This is a genomic window from Helicobacter ganmani, assembly GCF_003364315.1.
GTDB lineage: Bacteria > Campylobacterota > Campylobacteria > Campylobacterales > Helicobacteraceae > Helicobacter_D > Helicobacter_D ganmani.
Map to the genome: position 1 here is coordinate 107,808 of NZ_NXLS01000004.1, position 18,872 is coordinate 126,679.

The following is an 18,872-nucleotide window of genomic DNA, read 5'->3' on the forward strand; positions in this document are numbered from 1 at the left end:
GCTATAATTTAGGCTTTGATTTTTCATTTTAAGGTATTTTATGAAAATATTTCATTTATTCACTAAAATTTTAGATTTTATTACAAAATATTTAAAAGTATTCATCTTTTTGCTCGTGGTTGGATTGATTTTCACACCAAAAGATGATTTGCCAAAGCAAGATGCAAATGTCGCAAGAATCAATCTCTATGGCACAATTTTGCAAAGTGATACTTTTTTAGAAGAATTAGAAAAAATAGAGCAAAACCCAAAGATTCAAGGAATCTTACTTGTCATTGATTCGCCCGGAGGAGCAATTGCTCCAAGCGTAGAAATTTCCGAAGCCATCAAACGCATTCACACAAAAATCCCTGTGGTTGCCTATGCACAAGGAACAATGGCAAGTGGAAGCTATTTAGCGGGTGTTTGGGCGGATTCTATCGTAGCAAATCGTGGCGCGCTTTTAGGTTCTATTGGTGTCATCATCAATGGCGCAGACATCAGCGAACTTGCAGAAAAACTCGGGATTAAGCCACAAACCCTCAAAGCTGGAATCTATAAAGAAGCAGGAACTTTTATGAGAAAGTGGAATCCTCAAGAAGAAGCTATGTTAAAAGATTTAGTTGAAGAACAATATAAAATGTTTGTCCAAGAAGTTACCCTTGCACGCAAAATTTCACTACAAGAAGAGCCAAACTTCGCACAAGGCAGAATCCTAAGTGCCAACAATGCATTAAAATTTAAGTTAATTGATAAAATCGGCAGCCTTTATGACGCGCAAGAGTTACTTTTCATAAAAGCCAACATTCAAAATCCCAAGTGGCACAAAGAGGAAAAAGATAAAATTGAAATCTATTTGGAAAAAATCTTTGGGGACAATATCGCACTTGGTGTGCAAAATGGAATTGCGCTCGCATTAGAGCAATTATCCAAAATTTGGCTAAAGGGCAACTAATGCAAATGATACTAAAAATCAAAACACCAGACCAAAAAGGCTTAATTGCAGAGATTACACGCGTAATTTTTGAATTTAATCTAAATATTTTAAAAAATGATGAATTTGTAGATAAGGAGAATAATCTCTTTTTTATGCGCTCTGAAATGGAGGGGGATTGCTCCATAAAATCGTTGCAAAAAGCAATCCGTGCCCTACTTTCTCCACAAGCAAATATAGAAGTCTTTGAGGCAAAGCGAAAAAAAATCGTGATATTATGCACAAAAGAAAATCATTGTTTAGGAGACTTACTGATTCGCTACGATAGCGGCGAGTTGAATGCAGACATTTTGGCCGTTGTGTCTAATTACACGCTTTTAGAACCTTTATGCCAAAAGTTTAATTTGCCTTTTATCTGCATTCCCAGCGAAAATCTAACTCGTGAGGAACACGAAACGAAAGTCTTAAAAGTACTAGAAAGATTCCCTAGTGATTATATCGTGCTTGCAAAATATATGCGTATTTTAAGCCCAAATTTTGTCAAAAGATTTGAGGGCAAGATTATCAATATTCATCATAGCTTTCTTCCTGCATTTATCGGGGCAAATCCCTATAAACAAGCTTACGAGCGCGGAGTGAAAATCATTGGAGCAACGGCGCATTTTGTAAATAACGCACTAGATGAAGGACCCATTATCTATCAAGACATTACAAAAGTCAATCACGCAATGAGTTGGAAAGATATGCAAAAAAGCGGACGCGATGTAGAGAAAATCGTGCTAGCTAAGGCACTCAATCTCGCATTAGAAGAAAAGATTTTTGTTTATAACAATAAAACCATTGTCTTTTAACCTCACCTTGCAATTCGTAGCCTGCGTTATTGCAAGGGCTTGTGAGGCTTCATAGAAATCGTAGCATACACCACGATGGCAATTCACTCTCAATTAGCACAAATCCATATTTTAGCATAAACCAAACTAAATAAAATCTTAATCCCTGCGATTCCATACCTTGTGCTTTTTAGAATCTAAAATATACTGAAGCTTTTGCTTTGATTTTGTAATTGCATATCAGAAAAAATTTCTTTTTCTAAATAATACCATTCTAAATCCGAAGGAATAGAGGAATCAGGCAAAGATTGCGCACTGCCACTTTCTCCAGCACTTTGCAAAGAGCGCGCACTATATCCCGCAATCTCTCCACCTTTCATAAAATACGCTGTCACTCCAGCACCGATTCCAGCACCTAATAAAAATGCGTCCGTTTTAGGGGAAATGCACCCACCAAAAAATACTGCCACACACGCAAGATAGCCAAAGATACACGCTTTTTTGATAATTTTTTGCTTCATTGTCTGCCTTTTTCAAATAGGATTCTACCTTTCTCTAAGCACACTTTATTCCAAAATTGGATAAAATCGCAAACTTCAAGCAAAAAACTCGCAAAAGGTAAGGTTTCGCAATGTTTGGAATGGGATTTTTTGAAATTTTGATGATTGCAGTCGTAGCAATTATTTTTTTAGGACCAGAAAAATTACCCAAAGCGTTGGTAGATATGGCAAAATTCCTTAGGGCAGTCAAAAAAACGATGGACGACGCAAAAGAAAATTTAGAGCGCGAAGTCAATCTTAATAAAATCAAAGAAGAAGCCCTAGCCTACAAAAACAGCATTACGCAAGAAGTCCAAACCCTAAGCAAAGATTTGGAGCTAAAAGACCTCAACTTAGACCTTGAACCAAATTCCTCACCCTCACAAACCACCAAGGAGAATCCACAAACAAACCAAACCACCACTAAAGATTCTACCCTAGAAAAATCATCGCATTCTCAAAGCAAAGAAATCCAACCCAATAAGCTTGACAAGACGACTTTGAGATTTGGTGCAAATTTAGCAGAAGAACAATCACAAACCCAAACAACAAGGAATGAAAATGTTTGAAGATTTAAAACCTCACATTCAGGATTTGCGAAAGTGTCTGATTCGTATTACTCTTGCACTTCTTGTTACTTTCCTTGCCTCCTTTTATTTTTGGGAATTTATCCTAGATTGGATGGTTGCTCCTCTTAGCTCCGCACTTCCAAAGGGACGCGAAAGTGTAATTTTTACACAAGTTGGGGAAGCATTTTTTACCGCTATTAAGGTAGCGTTTTTTAGTGGATTTATCTTTGCTTTGCCTGTAATTTTTTGGCAAATTTGGGCATTTGTCGCGCCCGGCTTATACGATAATGAAAAAAAACTCGTGCTTCCTTTTGTGATTTTTGGAACATTTTTCTTTCTGTGTGGCTGTGCTTTTGCCTATTACATTGCCTTTCCCATTGGCTTTGGATATTTAATCAACTTTGGCTCCCAACTTTTTACCGCACTTCCAAGCATAGGAGAATATGTCAGCTTTTTTGCTAAATTAATGGTTGGCTTTGGAATCTCTTTTGAACTCCCTGTGATTACATTTTTCCTAGCAAAAATTGGGCTCATTACCGATAGGACATTAAAAGAATATTTCAAATATGCCATTGTTTTTATCTTTGTTCTTGCGGCGATTCTCACTCCTCCTGATGTGCTTTCACAATTTTTAATGGCGATTCCACTTGTTTTGCTTTATGGATTGTCTATTATGATTGCCAAAATGGTAAATCCCTACAAAGAATCACAAGAAAAAGACGATGAGGCAGGAGAATAAATGCGTGAATTGCAACTTAAAAGCTATGATTATATCTTACCCAAAGAGCGCATTGCAACCTACCCTATTGTCCCAAAGGAAGAGGCAAAATTGCTAGTTTATGAACGCGCAAGCGATAAAATAACACATACAACTTTCAAAGATTTTGCAAACTTTCTACCACAAGATACCTTGCTTGTTTTTAATAATACCAAGGTTTTACCCGCAAGGCTCTATGGCACAAAAGTTGTGCAAGATTCTAAAAACCCTAACACAAAAGGTGCAAAAATTGAAGCACTCTTCCACAAAGAAATAACACCCAATGTCTATCTAATGCAATTTAAAGGGCGTTTGAAAGTCGGGCTTTTAGTTGCCTTTGAGGGAGGAATTTTTGCTAGAATCCTAAAAGACAATCAAGATTCTACGCTTGGCGCAGGATTTAAAGAAGCAGAATTTTTCAGGATTCCACAAAAAAACTTGCAAAATTATCTACAATCTTTTTCCAAAACCTTAGAATCTCCTTTGAATCGTGAAGAGTTTTTTGAATTTTTAGAACACTTTGGACATATTCCTTTGCCTCCCTATCTTAAGCGACAAGATACGCAAGCAGACAAAAAGGATTATCAGAGCGTTTTTGCCAAACATTTAGGAGCAATTGCCGCTCCAACTGCGTCCTTACATTTTAGCGAAGAATCCTATAAGAATCTAAAGCAAAACTTTCAAAACACAGAAATAACATTGCACGTGGGTGCTGGGACTTTTGTAGGCGTGCAAAGCGAGAATATTTTAGAACACAAAATGCATAAAGAATATTTTTTTATCTCGCAAGATTCCGCAGATAAAATCTATCAAGCCTCTCATATTACCGCTATTGGAACGACTGCCACACGCGTGATTGAGGAGTTTGCTAGAAATGGAAAGCTTCGTGGCGAATGTGATTTGTTTTTACACCCCCAAAACAAACCTCGCAAAACAAATGCGCTTTTAACAAACTTTCATCTACCAAAAACCACTCTTTTAATGCTTGTTGCTTCTTTTGTAAGCTTAGATACAATGCAGCGACTCTACAAAGAGGCAATAGCACGAAATTACCGCTTTTATTCCTACGGCGATGGAATGTTGATATTATAGATTCTACATAGGAAAGATGCAATGAAAAATCTGCAAACCTCACAAATTGCTCTCTTAAAATCTTATGCGAATCTGCTTTTACATTGGAATACGATTCATAATTTAAGCGGAGCAAAGGACATTCAAAGCATTCAAAAAAATATTCAAGATTCTCTCTATCCTTTGAGTTTAGAAGAGTTGAATCTACACACAAAAACCAACCTATTAGATGTTGGAAGCGGCAACGGCTTCCCAAGCATTCCTCTTGGAATCGCGCTTGGGGTTCCTACGATTCTCTGTGAACCCAACGCCAAAAAAGCTGCTTTTTTGCAAAATATTAAAGCGAATTTAAACCTAAAAAACTTTACAATTCAACGCAAAAAGATAGAATCGCTAGAGTTAGAAATCAAGCCGAATCTGATTACTTCAAGGGCAACTTTTAACATAAAAAAATTTTTAGAAAAGTGCAGCAAGCACATTTCGCAAGAAACGACTATCTTACTCTATAAGGGCTCAAACTTTGAAAATGAGATTCCAAAAGGCTTAAAATATACTCATTTTCAAAGGGACTTGTTGCATTATCTTGTCATTTTAGGAGAGAATTTAAAATGTTAAAATTTTTTTTATTAATTTTATTCTTAGTTGGCGTGTATTTACTTTTCTTTCGCAAAAACCAACAAAAACCAACAAAAAATGACTTCAAATCAACGCAAGATTCTATTATGCTTGAATGCACACAATGCGGAACTTATGTTTCAAACGAAGAAGTAATTATTAAAGATGGTAAATATTATTGCTCCAAAGAATGTGCCAAACTTGCTTAAAGGATAAAAAATGCTGATTTTGAATCACCCTTGTATTCACCCCCTAAATCTCGTCCGCATTTCTTCTCAAGAGCAAATCACCCATTCTCTGCCCTCTGATTTTTTGTTGCTTTCTTGCGATTCTTTTACACAAACCTTAGCTCTTGCGCGTTTTTGTAATAGCAATACTTTGGCTTATGCAAGTTTTGTTAGAAATACCAAAGAAGCCTTATTTTTGGTTAATTTAAATGTGCGATTCTTGCTTTGCAGGGAAATCCACCTTGCAAAAACTTTGCAAAAACTCGCAGAAACCTATCTCTTTGACGCAAAAATTTTACTTTGTATTCAAGAGGAACAAGAAATTGAAAAAACTGCAGAATGCGGCATTGATGGGGTGATTTTTGCCAACCTTTAATACTTTGGAATCCTACGCTCCTTTTAATGCTTTAGCCAAAGAGGATTTAATGCTTTTAAGCCAAATTACAACTTTCAAGCATTTTGTCGCCAAAGAAATGGTGCTTTATGAGCAAACGCGCGTTTCCTCTTTGTTTTTCTTATGCAAAGGATGCTTAAAACTCTATAAAGTTGGACGCTTTGACAATGAAGTATTTTTGGGGATTTTAGAAAATGGGCTTTTGTTGGACTTTAACTCACAAAATACAAAAGGAGAGTTTTTCTCTTTTGCAAATCTTGAATGTGTGGAAGATTCTCTCATCGCCTGTTTTGATGGTATAAAACTAACGCAAATTTTAGAGCAGAATCCTTGTATTTTAGCTTTATTTTTCAAAGAAACTCAAAAAAAAATCGCACTTTTTGAGGAGGTGATTCAAAAGAATCTCATTTTTGATAGCACCGCAAAAATAGCCTATACGCTTTATTTTCATTTAGATAGTTTCAATGCACACAAAAAGCAAGAAAATGCTGCTTTTTTAAATATTCAGCCCGAGACACTTTCTAGAACTTTAAAAAAACTTCATCGTGATAATATTTTACTCACCAACAAACAAGGTAAGATTGAGATTATCAATCCACAAAAACTTCATAATATTTTTAAACAGGATTAAGAATGACAAAAATTGTAACGCGCCTCATCATACTTGGGATTCTTACAACCTTTTGTGTTGGGGTAATGATTCTCTCAGTAATCTTTATCAACCAACTTGGAATCCAAGATGGCTATATCATCAATATTGCAGGAAAAGAGCGAATGCTCACGCAAAAAATCACAAAAGAAATTTTCCTTATTAACTCTCAAAATAGCCAAGACTACACCGCACTTAACCTTGCCCTAGAAGAGTTTGAAAACAACCTAAACACCTTGCGCTTTGGCAATCCACAAAAAAATATTAATCCTCCCACCAAAACAACGATTATCACCAAGCTAGAAGCAATTACGACGCAATGGACGCACTTTAAAACCATTGTAGAGGATTTTAAATCTACTTCTAGCAAACTTTATGAGGATAGGAAATTTTTGGACGAAAATAACATCAAAATGTTATTTCTCTCCGATAACATCGTCAAAGCGATGGTAGAATCCAAAATGCCTGCCCATCTTATTGATGATTCTGGGCGTCAGCGAATGCTCACACAGCGAATGGCATATCTGATGACACGTTATTTTCATATTTGGGATGACAAATCTTATCGTGCTTTTAAAGAGAGTCATGCGCTTTATCATACCATTATCACAAATTTTTATCAAAATGCCAACTACAAACATTTTCCAAAACTTGCCAAATCCATTCAAGAAGCCTATGAATTTTGGCAAACTTACTCCAAACATATTGATAATGTTTTAAACCTACAAGAACATATTGTAGAGGATTTAAAACAAATTACATCGCAAAATACCGCTATCTTAAATGAAATTGATTGGACGGTGAATCTTTATTCTGACATTTCTATCCACCAACGCGCCTATTTGGAGAAATTTCAATATGTCGCGGCGTTTATTATGATATTGCTTGGATTCTACTCTATTTATAATCTCTTGAACATTAGGGCACATTTGGGACGCTTTTTGCAAAAAACCAAACTCCTCGCAAGTGGCAAACTCAACCAAAATCTCACCGAAGCAATTCAGCTAGAAGGAGAAAGCGAGCTATCTCAAGCCTCACAGAATCTTTCACATTTTTTGCAAAGCCTAGAACAAACCAAAGAAACTTCCAAACAAGCCATTCATTTAAGCGAACTCATTAGTGAAGAGATTGAAAATATTAGTGAAGAGATTCGGCATAAACTTGCCTTTGCAAAAATCAGTGAGGAAAGACGCAAGAGCATAGAAGACAGCATTAACCTAAGTGAAGATATTGCAATCCAATCTAGCGAACAGCTCATCATCACTGCTAGATTACTTGACAAACTCCATAGAATTTTAAAAGAAATTGAAAGCTGTTGCTAATTGCAAACAAGATATTTGAATCTATTCCTCAAGCTTTTTTGACTTCCAACTAAAATGTTTGGGCTGATAAAGATTAATGAGATAAGTCGCAAAAACTGCAAGACTTCCTCCAAGCAATGTTAAAACACTTGGAATCTCTCTCAAAATGATAAAACTGCTTAATAACGCAGTGGCTGGCACAAGCAGATTAAAAGAGCTTGCTTGCGTTGCCCCTACGCGTGCCACTCCCATATAATAAATGCTCGTTCCCACAGCCGTAGATAATACCGCCACGATAAACATCATCCACCAAAACCTAAACTCAAAGGTAAAAATATCCAACATACTAGGCTGAAAGAAAAAAATAGGCGAAAACAATAACACACTTAAAAAAGTAATGTATAGATTAATTGCTACAGGGTGAATTCTAAGATTGCGACAAACAAGGGTTAAAATTGCCCAATCCAACGCACAAAGAACAAAAAATACATTGGATTTACCAAAAAGCTGTTGCCAACTTCCTAAATCTAGCAAACAAATCCCCGCAAGGATTCCCAGAAATAAACCCAAAATCTCATTTTTTTTCATCACTCTTGTGGAATCTTTTTTGAGCTTATAAAACCCGAAAGTCAAAAGATAGGCAAATATCGGAATTAATGTTGTTACAAGCACTCCACTTTTTCCCGCGCTGCCATAATTTAAACCGATAAAATACATAATAGAATACAAACAATTCAAAAAAGCTGCAAACGATAAAAACTTCAATGCAGACTTGTCAATTCGCAAAGGAATCTTGAGAAAAAAGACTATCGCACAAGAAGCAAGTAAGGCAAAGAAAAACCTCCAAAAGGCAACTACATCTGCACTTGCATATTCAATCAAAACCTTACTAGCAGCCCAAGAAGCACCCCAAAAACCCATCGCCATTACAAGTAAAATATAAAAAAGGATATTTTTCATAATTCTTTAGAAACCTTATCATAGATTCTTAGGCTAACTTAATACTATGCAAATTTTATTGATTTACCCTTGAAGAATCAAGAGTATTTTCTAATTTTTCTAAGCGCAGTGCATATTCTTTTTGCATTTTTACAAGATTTGCTGTCGCTGTGATTTGATTAAGCGACACCCAAAGGCTCAAGGAAACAAAAACAATCATAATCACGCAAGCAATAAGAGAGATTTTAACTGCCTTTAATGCTGTTTTTTGCACCTTTTCTAGGGTAGTTTGTTTATTTTCTTGCATAAGAAATCCTTTTAAATAGTTTGAAATTTATAAAAACGATGAAAAACAGCCAAGAAAAAGGAAAAAATTGCCAAAATCATCACAATGCTTGCTCCTGCTTGCAAATCATAAAAATAAGCCACTGCGATTCCACATAGCATACACACAAATGAGATCAAACTTGCTCCAAACATCATTTTTGCAAGAGAAGTTGTAAAAATCTCGCTACAATAAGCAGGGATACTCAAAAGTGCAACGATTAAAATAATGCCAACCGAACGCATAGAAATCACAATTCCCAAAGCAATCAAAATCATTAAAAGAATGCTAAAGAATCTTGTATTAATGCCTTGTAATTGAGTAAATTCATTGTCATACGAGATTCCAAGAATAATACGATAAAATAACCCTACAAAAGCAATCAAAAAGAGACCAAAACCAACCATCAAATAAATATCACTCTCTGTGATACTCAAAATACTACCAAACAAATATCCCATAAAGTCTTTATTATAGCCCGGCGTTAATTCTACCAAAATCACACCTAATGCCATACCAAAAGCCCATAATGAGCCGATAAGAGAATCCAAACGTTCTTTGGCAAAAAGCAACATATAGGCTAAAAGAATCGCACAAAAAATGCTGAATCCCGTAGCTCCTACAAGAATCGGTAAGCCAAAAAATGCTGCAATTCCAACCCCTCCATAAACGCTATGTGCAATTCCACCCGCGACAAACACCATACGATTAGTTACAACCAATGTACCGATAATTCCACAAATAATACTTGTGCAAAATGCACCCCAAAGAGCGTTTTGCACAAAAGTATATCCCAAAAGTTCAATCAACGAGCCACTCCAAGCTTTCTTCATTTAATTCAGTCTTGATAATATCCATTTTAATCGTTGCATTAAGATATTCCGCAATCTCAATCATATCAATCAATGCGTTGCGCATACAGCTTGTTGCACCAGGACTTGGTGTCATATTAAATGTAATTCCCTCTCCGCTTTTAATCTTTTTTTCTCCTAAAACAAGTTTTTTAGTTTTTTTATCAAGCACTTGTGGGCGGATTCCACCAAAACCGCTCGCATAAGTCAAATCCTCTAAGGTGATAGAGGGGATAATCTTTTGCGCTTCTTTGATAAAAAATCTCTTCCCAATCATAGGAACTTCATACAAGAAATTTCGTAAAATATAATTACGAATCTCACTATCTGAAAATAAATCCCACATAATTTTTGTTGTAGCCGCTTCTCCAAATCCAGAGGTTTTAAAGAAATCCAAATAAGTTCCGGGCTTAAATCTCTCTAATTTAGGCAAAGAAAGAGCAGTTGGACCCAAACGATTCTTGCCTTTTGCTACAACATCAGGGTCGCCGTGAATCGCCGCAAAAGGTAGTTTAGGGTGTTGCACCGTATAAACTTTACCCCTTAGCTTGTCGCCGGGAATAAAGAAAAAGCTTCCCGCCACAGGCAAGCAACCAAGATCTAAACCAAATCCCATATTTTGTGCTAAAAATAATGAATGCGCACCTGCATTCACTAGCACAAAAGAGGCACTAAGGGGTTCTTTACCTTTTGCGCGAATTGTATATCTCCCATCGCCTTGTTTAATAATATCTTGCACTTGATAGTTAAAAATTGCTTGATGCTCGCCAAATACACTTTTCTCTACCATATGATGCGCCACAGAACAAAAATCCATTGCACAGAAGCTTTTGCGTGTTCCAGAACCTACCACATTCTCTGCGCGATCGCTTCCGTCTGCTAGTTTAATGACATTAGGCTCAATCTCTTTAATGTCCTCTTTGGTAAAAAATTCCAATTTCGGATAAATCCCCTTAAATTCCTCGTGACGTTTTTGCATAAATTCCACTTCTTTATCCCCTACCCCAATCGCCATTTTTTGATATTCAAAAATACTTTTGTTTTGCAGTTGATGAAATAAAGCATAAGAAACTAGCATTTCTGCTGACCTTGCAACCTTTTTTGCTTTTTCAAAAGTATAATTCGTCTCAATATCACCTGCGTGAATGGTTTGAGAATTATTATTACCACTAGAACTAAGTGTAGCGGGTGCTTCGTATTTTTCTAGTAAAACCACTCGCTTTAAATCTGTATAATGCGTTAGCGCATAAAACAACGCGCTTCCTGAAATTCCAGCACCAATAATTGCCACATCATAAGAATTATTCATTTTTACCTCCTCTATTAGAGTGCCACAAACCCATAAGCTCTACTTCGCAGAAATGTTTATCCCCTATGCTAGAGGAAACATTCGCATCACTTGGTAAGTTATGCGTTGTAACTTCTTTATTCACATATAAAACTTTTTTTGCATATCCTAACAAAACGGACACATCATGACTAATCATTAGGATAGTCTTTTCTTGATTGATTTGTCGCAACAAATCATAAATTTCTTTTTGATTCTTTTGGTCAATACTTGCCGTAGGCTCATCTAAGACCAAAAGATTGGGGTTACCGCATAATGCACGCGCAATCAGCACTCTTTGTCTCTGTCCTCCAGAGAGCTCACCGACTTTTTTATGCGCAAAGGATTCCAAATGGAATTGCTCTAACCTCTCCATTGCAATTTTCTTTGCATTTTTGGGTAAAAATCCACCAAAAAAATTAGGTTTTAAAAACCCCATCATTACAACCTCAAGTGCTGTAATGGGAAAATGACGATTTAAAAAAGTATTTTGTGGCACATAGCCAATGCACAAATCTTTATTCTTTATAATTTCTCCACTTGTTGGCTTTAGCAATCCAACCAAAAGACGCGCTAATGTGCTTTTACCACCACCATTTGGTCCAATGATTGCCCAAAAATCACCTTCACAAATCGTCCAATCCACATTATACAAAATTCGCTCTTTGGTAAAATAAAATTTAACATTTTTGCATTCAATAATTTTTTTATCGTTCTTATTTTGTGCCATCAAATTCACTTTCTAAAAACAAATTTCGCATACCATAAATGCGGTCAATGAGCAATTTATCCTGATGAATGCCCTGTATATGCTTGCCAATTTCAATTGAAGTAATCACAACTTTACCAAGAATTTTTCTTCCCTCTTGTGTTTCATTTTGTAGCGTTCTTAAACCCCAAATGTCATGCAAAATATAAATTTGTCCATCTAACTCTCCAATGTAAAGCATAATATGTCCTTTCATACCAAGCAATGTTGCGAAAGGTACAGCTTGTTGTTGGATAAAATTTTTCTTTTGCTCTACATTCAAATGGCTCAAATCAAAATACAATGTGGAATCCTGACTTTCTTGAATACTTTTTTGCCTCATTTGCGCTTGCGAATTTCTCAAAAGATAAAATCCAAAATTTCCCAAAATATCACGCAAAAACATAGAGCAATCCCGATTTCCAAACATTCCACCCCAACCATATTTTTCACCCACAATTCCTTGTGCCAAGCTAGCAACTGCTTGAGCAGAAAAATTCATCGGAAATTTATCAAAAGCATTTTGATTTAATGCTACTTTAAGCGTGTAGGCATATCCACGAGAATTGCGTAAAAATATCTGGCTTTCATATTGTGTTGTTGTGCTACCAAGCAACGGCAAAAGCATTCCAATACGCGCAGATTCCAAATATTCTTGATGAGAATTTTTAATGGGCGTTAAGTCCTTCCTAACAACTAAAAAATCTTGCATTTGCCTTAAACTTTGCACCTGATTATCATTTAAGATTCCAACATCTAATGCCAAAATCCACCCACTTACAAAACCACTTTCAACGAATGCCCATTTGCCCGAACGCGAATAATGTGTAATCAACACGGGAGTGCCTACATAAATCGCAGAATTTTGCCAATTATCAAAGGGGAATCCTTTTCCTGCTTGATTTGGGTTGGAAAATTGAGGTTTGCTTGTTGGCAAAACGCGCAAATTAGAATTGCGTGTAATAATTGCTGGTTTTTTCGCGCTTGGATAGGCTTCCAAATTTGCTTCAAATTCTAACTCTTCAATTTCTTCTTTCTGATATGGAAGTAAATTTTCTCCAAACCCCAAATCTTGATAAGCTTCTCTTAAACCCCATTGAAGCTCCTTAACATTATGTTTAGGTTTTTTGTCAAAAGGAGAGAAAAAATAAGTCAAATATTCTTTCTTTAAAGCAAGTTTTTTGGTGTTATCCAAACTATGCGATTCTTTTACAAACAGGCTTAAATCTTGCGGGGGCAAGGGGACTACAATATCTTGAGGATTCTTTATTGCTTTTGTCGCACAACCACTTAAAATTGCAGCAACAAAGAGTGCCAACATCAAAGAAATAATGCGCACATTTTTGATTTTCATTGATTTATCCTTGCATCTTTTGATAAGTCTCTTCATTAAAGCCTACAATAACTCCATTAGAATGCACTATTACTGGTCGCTTAATCAACATCGGCTCTTTTATTAGCCATTCTTTTATTTTTGCAGGTGTTAATTGCAATTCTTTTAGCCCCAATTTCTTATAAGTTGTGCCTTTTTTATTGAAAAGCACTTCCAAAGAAACAAATTTCAGCCAATGTTCCAAATCTTGAGGGGTAGGTGGCGTTGTTTTAAAGTCTATCAATGTATAAGGGATTCCTTTAGACTCCAAAAAATTTAATGCTTTTTTCACGCTTCCACAATTTTTAATTCCATAAATTTTTACCATTTAATCCCTTTTAAAATATTTTTAATGCAAAAATATAAAAAATAATTCCTGCGAATATGCTTAATACAGAGTTTTTAGTAAGCATAAAACATAGGGTTGCGCAAGCGACTCCACCCATTTCATAAAGCCCATAAGTTTCACTCCAAGTCGTATCCTTTAAACTAAAGAAAACCAAAAGCGTCATAATCAATAAAGGCATTGTTTCTTGCAAGTAGCGCAAAAGCGGTTGATTCGTCGCATTTTTAAAAGCAAAAAAGGGCAAAAACCGCGTCAAAGCCGTACCAAACGATGCAGCAAAAATTGCCCAAAAAATATAAGCCGAAGTTAAATTTTCGCTTATTTGTGTTTCCATTTCTGCCTTTTAATTCTCTGCTGATACATTGTGTGGCTTCAGATTGTTCGCAATCCATTTTCTAAAAATCAATAGAATCACGATTCCACATACCATACTTAAAATCAAGAATTGCTCTTTGGGAAAAATCATAAGTCCCACAACTCCAAGCGCCAAAGCAATATAAAAAGGATTCCTGTTTTTGGAGTTTTTCAACAACGCAAGTGTTAGCACGCTAAAAAGGGCTGTAAGCGCAAACTCAACTCCCTGTGGCTGAAATCCTAATTGCTCTCCCAAAAAGATTCCAATTCCACAACCCAAAACCCAATAAATATGGTCAAAAAAAGTAATAAAAAGATAATTTATCTCCATTTCCTTTTGTGTAAGATTCAAAGTTTCTTTGTTTGTTTTTAACACTGCAAAGGTTTCATCTGTCAAACCAAATAAAATATAATATTTGCCAATCCCAAAGTTCTTAATTTCATCTGTAATTGCAAGGGAATAAAACATATGGCGAATATTTAACAAAAAAGAAGCTAAAGCAATTTCCAAAAATCCTGCATGAATGGAAAGCAAAGAGATAAGCAAAAACTGCCCTGCCCCTGTAAAAATCAGAATTGCACTCAAGACTCCAAAATACCAAGCCAAATGCAACTTAGAAAACAGAATCCCAAATGCAATTCCAAGTGGCAAATAGCCCATAAAAACCGGTAAAGTTTGCACAAAACTTCTAAACAATATCGCAACCCAAAAAAGAAAAAATCATCTATTAGCCTGCAATCTCAAACTGCGGAGTGTAAGAATTGCTCACTGCATTTGCAACATAGCTTTTCACTATATATTCAAGAAGTTTTTTTTGTTGTTCCTCGTTGGTAGTATTTTGCGATTCTGCATTTGCACTACTCATATTAGCTGCATCATTTATGGTTACAAAATCCTGTTTGGAATCCTGCTTTGCCCTATTCTCTATCGCGACAGAATCTTTTGTAGAATCTGTTTCTTGGGATTCTTCGCTCTCTTCCGTCTGTTCTTTAAGCTCTTGTGCTCGTTCTTGTGCTTGCTCACTCCTTGCTTGGGCTTCCATTTGTGCGGCATTTGCAGCAACCTTGTAATCCTGCGGACTAGGGTCTGCTGGAGCCATTGCAGCAGAGGCAATCTGACGCGCATTTTGGATAGTCTCCTCTGGTGTTCTACCCTCTTTCATAGTGATTGGAACTTCACCTGATGTTGCATACATTTTACCATCAGGTCCGCGTGTATAGCCAAAACTCGCTCCACCGCTTACGACACCTGCACCCGCACCAACATGTGCAGCTTCGTGCGCTCGCACACTTGCGTCAATAGCTGCTAACTCACGCACATATTGTTGCTCACTTGCATCTAATTTCTCACCATTGGGAGCTTCCGGCGCACTTATATCTGTGTTTTGCGATTCCTCTGTCGTGTCGCTAGATTGCGCCTCTTGCGCTTCTGTTAGCTTACTAAAATCATTTTCTAAATCTTGTGCTTTAAAATTATTGGAGTAATTTTGCAAATTAAAGTAGATATTCGTTCCTATCTGCATTCTTGTATCTCCTTAATCTATTTATTAAAAATTATAGCTAAAATTAGAATAAGAATTTATAAATTTAATGATTCTTTACGACAAGGTTTAAGATTTCTTTCAAATCTAAACCTTAAAAGAATCCAATTGGTTATTTAATGCACTAGCTTTTTGGGAAATTTCTTTAGAGATTCCATCAATCAAATGCACTGCTTTGCTATTTTCATCTGTCAATCTTTGCACTTCTCCCACTTGTTTTAGAATATCATTCACCGCAGTAAAAAGTTCATTCGTTTTTTGCAAAGATTGAGAAGAAGCTTCTACTGCGTCTTCTAGGGATTTAACACTTGTTTCTAAATCTTCTGTGCTTTCTATGGAAGCATCTGCTATGCTTACGGTGTTTTGAACATTCGCGCCCATTGCATTATTGGCATCAGAGACAGATTGAATAATCGTATTTACCACGGCATTGATTTCATTCAAGCTTTTTTGAGTGCGTTCCGCAAGCTTGCGCACCTCATCAGCTACGACAGCAAATCCCCTTCCTGCTTCTCCCGCACGTGCAGCTTCTATGTTTGCATTCAAGGCGAGCAAGCTTGTTTGGTCGGCAATATCGGCAATAATAGTCAAAACGCCTTTAATTTTATCTGTTTCTTGTGCGGTTTGCGCGAGACGTTCCGCAATACTTTGCTCTGTACTGACATTTCCTTGCACTTCATTGATGACTTTTAGCAAAAGCGCTTTTGTTCTTGAAAGCTGCTTCGCAGAATCCTGAATATCGTGCGCACTTTTCTGCACCAAAGACATAGAATCATTTAACATCAGTTCAATATTATTACCAAGCTTTGTGCTACGTTCTACGATTTGCACAAGACATTCTATGCGCTCATCAATTTCTTTGGACGCATTAGAAAGTTGCGTGGATTGTAAAATATTTTGATGACTTGCGTCTTTAGCGTCGGCAACGGTATTATCAATCTTTTGAATAAAATCATTGATATACGTACTTGCCTTTGCAATTTCGTCCTCATTTTTGATTGGCAAACGTTTGGTTAAATCTCCCTCTCCTTGAGAAAGGTCATAAGCCACATTTGCGAGATTGGAAATAGGGTTAAATACCCAACGATTAAACAAAAAGAGCAACACGAGCAAGGCGATGACACTCACACTAATCATCCAAAACAGAATCGTAAGTTGAATTTCGCTAGAGCGACTCATTAACTCTTGGCTTGAAATTTGCATTTCAGCTACTCCTAGCACCTCACCCACTTGCGAAGTCGCATGACACATCAAACAAGATTCCTCTGCGATAAGCGGCTTTGCCATTAAATAGCCTTGGTCATTTTCCGCTTTATAGATTCTAATAAATTCTTTTTTGGTTTTAAAAACTTCTAAAATTTCCGGAATCGTCGTGTAAGTTTTCTTTAAACCCATTAAATCAATAATTGCTTGAGAGGGGAAAAGTTCCATATTTGTAATACCCGGCACTTTTTTAGAACCCTCAATAAAGCTCCCAATAATCTCTGGGTCTCCTGTATTCATCGCAACTTTTAACCCCTCAAAAAGCATTGCGTTTAACTGATGAAGCTCATTTGTGGAACTACTTTTGGCAATATTATTAAATCCATTGGATAAATTATAATGCACCATTCCCAAAAGGGCTAACAAAAACACAACAATCATCACAATGATTTTAGACCGGATTGTCTTTAACATAAATGTCCCTTTCCCAACTCAAAATCCCTAGCAAAACTTAATCTTATAAATGTTGTCTTATTATATAGGTGCTGCTATAAAAAACTAATTAAACTTTATTTTATCCAAAATAATTAAGTTATAAGTTTAAATTATGTTATTTTTAGATTCCAAACCTTATGTATTTTGTGTGAGATTTTGCATAGGCAACTCTACCTTAAATTCCGCTCCTTCTTTTTCATTGACAAAGAGGATTCTGCCCTCCATACGTTCTAAAATCATTTGCACCATTGCCAATCCCATTCCACTACCATTTCTTTTGGTTGTAAAAAATGCCTCAAATATCTTTCTTGTTACTTCTGCGCTAACGCCTCCGCCGTTATCTTGCACACGAATCACGCAGATTTTTGTTCCTGCAATATTTTCCTCCATTGCACAATCAATACGAATTTTACCCTCTTTAATCTCTCCATTATTCAAACGCTCTCTTACTGCTTCAATCGCATTATCCAACAAAACAATCATCACTTGTTGCAATTCATTTTTATTTGCATAAATTTTTAATGATTTTTTAATCTTGCAAGGCTGCATTTTGATACTGATTTTTTTATCTACAAGCCCATAAAACAGCTCTAGCATTTCCTTGATTGCAAAATAAACTTCAAATTCCTCTTTATTTTTACTTGGGCTATAAAATTCTCTAAATGCTTCAATTGTTTTGGACATAAAGTCAATTTGCTGTGCCATCATTTGAATATATTTTTCAAAATTTTCGCTATTTAATTCATCAAACTGATGCATTTCCTTGAGATTCTGACAAAGCAAATACAAAGAATTTAATGGTTGTTTCCATTGGTGCGCAATATTTCCAAGCATTTTTCCCATTGCTTCTTCTTTATTTTTTTGCATTAATGCAATGCGTTTATTGTGCAATTCGTTTTCTAATTTCGCAATATCTGAAATATCCACAAATGCAAAATACAGAGTGATTTTTTGTGCAAAATTCATAAAATAAATAGATACAACCACAGGCGTAATAGAATCCTCCACACACAAATCCAAGCGGAAATTCTGACGCAATCTACTTGTTTTAAGTTGCGTAATTTTCTCAAACACAGATTTTTTGTGTGCTTTATCGCTAAATAATTCTAAGATATTATGATTTAATATTTTTTTTCCAAACAATTTCAAAGCTGCGCGATTGCGTCTAATAATCTTTAAGTCTTCATCTTGCGTCAAAATAATGGCATTGAGACTATTTTCAAACAAATATTCGTGCGTATAATCACTTTTTAGTCTCTGTGCAATTTCATATTCAATCTGATTTGCAAGTTCTTTGCTCAAACTTTCAATTCGTGTATTTTTGTTTAATAATTCATTCTCAAGTTTTTCCTTGTTTTTTATCTCCCCTAAAAGCCTTCTGTAATTCATAAACAGATAAACAATCACGCCAAAAAAACAAATTGCTAACCCGAAAAATAGAATCGCAAGCGAGTAATTCTCATTCCAATTTGTCAGCCACTCCATCTCATTGCCTTTCATTTGATT

23 protein-coding genes are annotated in these 18,872 nt (G+C 36.0%); 10 read left to right on the forward strand and 13 right to left on the reverse strand.

Going from position 1 to position 18,872, the window contains the following annotated elements:
• The first annotated feature begins 40 nt into the window (after positions 1–40).
• Positions 41–934 (forward strand): signal peptide peptidase SppA, encoded by an 894-nt coding sequence (gene sppA, locus CQA43_RS05240; RefSeq protein WP_115551559.1) that lies wholly within the window; start codon positions 41–43, stop codon positions 932–934.
• Positions 934–1,764: a formyltetrahydrofolate deformylase gene (gene purU / locus CQA43_RS05245; protein ID WP_115551560.1), complete on the forward strand. Its 831-nt coding sequence runs from the start codon at positions 934–936 to the stop codon at positions 1,762–1,764. Before sppA ends, purU begins: the two co-directional genes overlap by 1 nt.
• Before the next feature lie 176 nt (positions 1,765–1,940).
• Here purU and CQA43_RS05250 read toward each other — a convergent pair whose 3' ends face one another.
• Positions 1,941–2,264, reverse strand: coding sequence for a hypothetical protein (locus CQA43_RS05250; RefSeq protein WP_181881631.1), 324 nt, complete (start codon positions 2,262–2,264; stop codon positions 1,941–1,943).
• Between the two features lie 110 nt (positions 2,265–2,374).
• On the opposite strand from CQA43_RS05250, the gene tatB reads away from it, so the two are divergent.
• Genes tatB through CQA43_RS05290 form a run of 8 tightly spaced genes read left to right on the forward strand, consistent with a single transcriptional unit; the run spans position 2,375 to position 7,886 of the window.
• On the forward strand, positions 2,375–2,851 hold the full coding sequence (tatB, locus tag CQA43_RS05255) for a Sec-independent protein translocase protein TatB (RefSeq protein WP_115551561.1): 477 nt from the start codon (positions 2,375–2,377) through the stop codon (positions 2,849–2,851).
• Entirely contained in the window at positions 2,844–3,590 is a 747-nt protein-coding gene (gene tatC, locus CQA43_RS05260) for a twin-arginine translocase subunit TatC (protein WP_115551562.1), read from the forward strand. Before tatB ends, tatC begins: the two co-directional genes overlap by 8 nt.
• Positions 3,591–4,700: a tRNA preQ1(34) S-adenosylmethionine ribosyltransferase-isomerase QueA gene (gene queA, locus CQA43_RS05265; protein WP_115551563.1), complete on the forward strand. Its 1,110-nt coding sequence runs from the start codon at positions 3,591–3,593 to the stop codon at positions 4,698–4,700.
• Positions 4,701–4,721: 21 nt separating this feature from the next.
• Positions 4,722–5,294: a 16S rRNA (guanine(527)-N(7))-methyltransferase RsmG gene (gene rsmG, locus CQA43_RS05270; RefSeq protein WP_115551564.1), complete on the forward strand. Its 573-nt coding sequence runs from the start codon at positions 4,722–4,724 to the stop codon at positions 5,292–5,294.
• Positions 5,288–5,503 (forward strand): PP0621 family protein, encoded by a 216-nt coding sequence (locus CQA43_RS05275; protein ID WP_115551565.1) that lies wholly within the window; start codon positions 5,288–5,290, stop codon positions 5,501–5,503. The genes rsmG and CQA43_RS05275 overlap by 7 nt, the downstream gene beginning before the upstream one ends.
• A 10-nt stretch (positions 5,504–5,513) precedes the next feature.
• Complete coding sequence (locus CQA43_RS05280; protein ID WP_115551566.1) at positions 5,514–5,897, forward strand: hypothetical protein; 384 nt, start codon at positions 5,514–5,516, stop codon at positions 5,895–5,897.
• Complete coding sequence (locus CQA43_RS05285) at positions 5,884–6,546, forward strand: Crp/Fnr family transcriptional regulator (RefSeq protein ID WP_245944229.1); 663 nt, start codon at positions 5,884–5,886, stop codon at positions 6,544–6,546. Before CQA43_RS05280 ends, CQA43_RS05285 begins: the two co-directional genes overlap by 14 nt.
• 2 nt (positions 6,547–6,548) lie before the next feature.
• A complete protein-coding gene (locus tag CQA43_RS05290) occupies positions 6,549–7,886 on the forward strand; it encodes a type IV pili methyl-accepting chemotaxis transducer N-terminal domain-containing protein (RefSeq protein ID WP_115551567.1) in 1,338 nt (445 codons plus the stop codon).
• A 21-nt stretch (positions 7,887–7,907) separates the two neighbouring features.
• Here CQA43_RS05290 and CQA43_RS05295 read toward each other — a convergent pair whose 3' ends face one another.
• From CQA43_RS05295 to CQA43_RS05350, 12 genes are all read right to left on the reverse strand, one after another.
• The gene (locus tag CQA43_RS05295) at positions 7,908–8,825 is read right to left on the reverse strand and encodes a DMT family transporter (RefSeq protein WP_181881632.1); all 918 of its coding nucleotides are present in this window, start codon (positions 8,823–8,825) and stop codon (positions 7,908–7,910) included.
• Between the two features lie 55 nt (positions 8,826–8,880).
• Complete coding sequence (locus CQA43_RS05300) at positions 8,881–9,111, reverse strand: DUF5408 family protein (protein WP_115551569.1); 231 nt, start codon at positions 9,109–9,111, stop codon at positions 8,881–8,883.
• 11 nt (positions 9,112–9,122) lie between these two features.
• Positions 9,123–9,962, reverse strand: a complete 840-nt coding sequence (locus CQA43_RS05305) for a metal ABC transporter permease (protein ID WP_245944230.1) — start codon at positions 9,960–9,962, stop codon at positions 9,123–9,125.
• The gene (locus CQA43_RS05310) at positions 9,931–11,289 is read right to left on the reverse strand and encodes an FAD-dependent oxidoreductase (protein ID WP_115551571.1); all 1,359 of its coding nucleotides are present in this window, start codon (positions 11,287–11,289) and stop codon (positions 9,931–9,933) included. Before CQA43_RS05310 ends, CQA43_RS05305 begins: the two co-directional genes overlap by 32 nt.
• Entirely contained in the window at positions 11,282–12,037 is a 756-nt protein-coding gene (locus tag CQA43_RS05315) for a metal ABC transporter ATP-binding protein (RefSeq protein WP_115551572.1), read from the reverse strand. The genes CQA43_RS05310 and CQA43_RS05315 overlap by 8 nt, the downstream gene beginning before the upstream one ends.
• A complete protein-coding gene (locus CQA43_RS05320) occupies positions 12,024–13,409 on the reverse strand; it encodes an SH3 domain-containing C40 family peptidase (RefSeq protein ID WP_245944231.1) in 1,386 nt (461 codons plus the stop codon). Before CQA43_RS05320 ends, CQA43_RS05315 begins: the two co-directional genes overlap by 14 nt.
• A gap of 4 nt (positions 13,410–13,413) precedes the next feature.
• Entirely contained in the window at positions 13,414–13,755 is a 342-nt protein-coding gene (locus CQA43_RS05325) for an arsenate reductase family protein (RefSeq protein ID WP_115551573.1), read from the reverse strand.
• Between the two features lie 10 nt (positions 13,756–13,765).
• Positions 13,766–14,107, reverse strand: a complete 342-nt coding sequence (locus CQA43_RS05330) for a branched-chain amino acid transporter permease (RefSeq protein ID WP_181881633.1) — start codon at positions 14,105–14,107, stop codon at positions 13,766–13,768.
• 9 nt (positions 14,108–14,116) lie between these two features.
• Positions 14,117–14,809, reverse strand: coding sequence for an AzlC family ABC transporter permease (locus CQA43_RS05335; RefSeq protein WP_245944232.1), 693 nt, complete (start codon positions 14,807–14,809; stop codon positions 14,117–14,119).
• Between the two features lie 46 nt (positions 14,810–14,855).
• Positions 14,856–15,650 carry a putative metalloprotease CJM1_0395 family protein gene (locus CQA43_RS05340; RefSeq protein WP_115551575.1) on the reverse strand — a complete coding sequence of 265 codons (795 nt, stop codon included), beginning with the start codon at positions 15,648–15,650 and terminating at the stop codon, positions 14,856–14,858.
• 105 nt (positions 15,651–15,755) lie between these two features.
• The gene (locus CQA43_RS05345; RefSeq protein ID WP_115551576.1) at positions 15,756–17,345 is read right to left on the reverse strand and encodes a methyl-accepting chemotaxis protein; all 1,590 of its coding nucleotides are present in this window, start codon (positions 17,343–17,345) and stop codon (positions 15,756–15,758) included.
• A 156-nt stretch (positions 17,346–17,501) separates the two neighbouring features.
• Complete coding sequence (locus tag CQA43_RS05350; protein ID WP_245944233.1) at positions 17,502–18,851, reverse strand: PAS domain-containing sensor histidine kinase; 1,350 nt, start codon at positions 18,849–18,851, stop codon at positions 17,502–17,504.
• Positions 18,852–18,872 lie beyond the last annotated feature (21 nt).